A 1,185-nucleotide genomic window follows, 5' to 3' on the forward strand; every position below is an offset into this window, starting at 1 on the left:
CTGTGGGAGATTCTATGGTTGAGGGAAAGCCCTCAACTGGCTTTTGGTTGATATTCGCTTTGCCCTTTCAGCAAGGCGAATACCACCCGAGCAAGCTTGCGAGCCAGCATCACCAGCGCCTGAGTGGTGCTGAAACCCCGCGTTCTTTGTTCTTCGTAATACCCTTTCCAGGCTTTCGTACGGCTAGCCGACATCGCTGCATTGTGCAGAAGTCGGCGGGCCTCGGGGTCGCCGCGCTTGGTCAAACTGCGGCGAGCGTCCTTCTGTCCTGATTTCGCCACCCGTAAATCCATGCCCAGGAAGGCGATAAAGGCATCCGCGTTTCTAAAATCTCCTCGCTGAAATGCAGTTATCAAGCGGGCCCCAGTCAAAAATCCAATACCCTCAACTTTCAGGCAGCGCTTCAATTGACCGAGCAAACCGGCTTCTTTGAGCTGATCGTTGATCGTCTTTTCGATCAGCGTCTCAAGCTGCTGCATGGACTTCACTTGCTCGGCAAAAGCCGCCTTAAGCAGCGGCTCATTCGACCAGCTCTGCACCAGGCCGACCCTGGCCTGGACCAAGGCTGCGCGACGGCGGAAAAGGCTCAGGAGCTGGCGGTACAGCGGTGAGGGCGGGGTCCAAGGACGCAACTCCTCGGCTTCGTTCTTCAGGTAACGAGCCAGTAGCTTGGCATCCAGTGCGTCGGTTTTGGCGCGGATCTTCACGCCTTCGCGATAATGTTTGAGCTCATAGCCTCCCACCATGTAAATCGTGCAACCGGCCTCATAGGCCAGATCAGCGAAGTCCAGGTGGTAAATGTTGGTCGCCTCAATGGCAATAGCCACCGTCCCCGACAACGCCTTCAGCCACTGTTTGATGGATGTTTTGGTGTTGGGAATCTCTTCAAGCAAATCCCCATCAGACTGATAAATCACCAGTTCATTCTTGGCGACATCCACACCTACGATCGGCTTTGTGACAGAAACCGGCATTGCCATTGGATTTCCTCCGGGATATGGTTTTAAGCACTTGAAGGGCTCACCCAGAGGCGCAGGCTTGTTCCTATCGTCGGTCTAGCCAGATGCATTCTTTATCGGCGCTTGGGTGAAAGGAGGAGGGGCGAAATCTCCCACGGTCTGTACTGCGTCAACAGTCAGAATCGAGCCTTGTCCCTCCTCCTCCCTTCAAGTCCTACCATACAAG

At 54.8% G+C, this 1,185-nt stretch carries 1 protein-coding gene; it reads right to left on the reverse strand.

Translation table 11 applies throughout. The features are described from left to right. Positions 1-32: 32 nt before the first annotated feature. Positions 33-980, reverse strand: coding sequence for an IS110 family RNA-guided transposase (locus tag AC3WP4_RS28475; protein ID WP_074871984.1), 948 nt, complete (start codon positions 978-980; stop codon positions 33-35). Positions 981-1,185 lie beyond the last annotated feature (205 nt).

It is taken from the genome of Pseudomonas sp. FW305-20 (assembly GCF_058788075.1).

What these genes read in the sequence shown, in the direction of transcription:
- AC3WP4_RS28475 (WP_074871984.1), bottom strand. Translation starts at nt 980, where the DNA reads ATGGCAATGCCGGTTTCTGTCACAAAGCCGATCGTAGGTGTGGATGTC.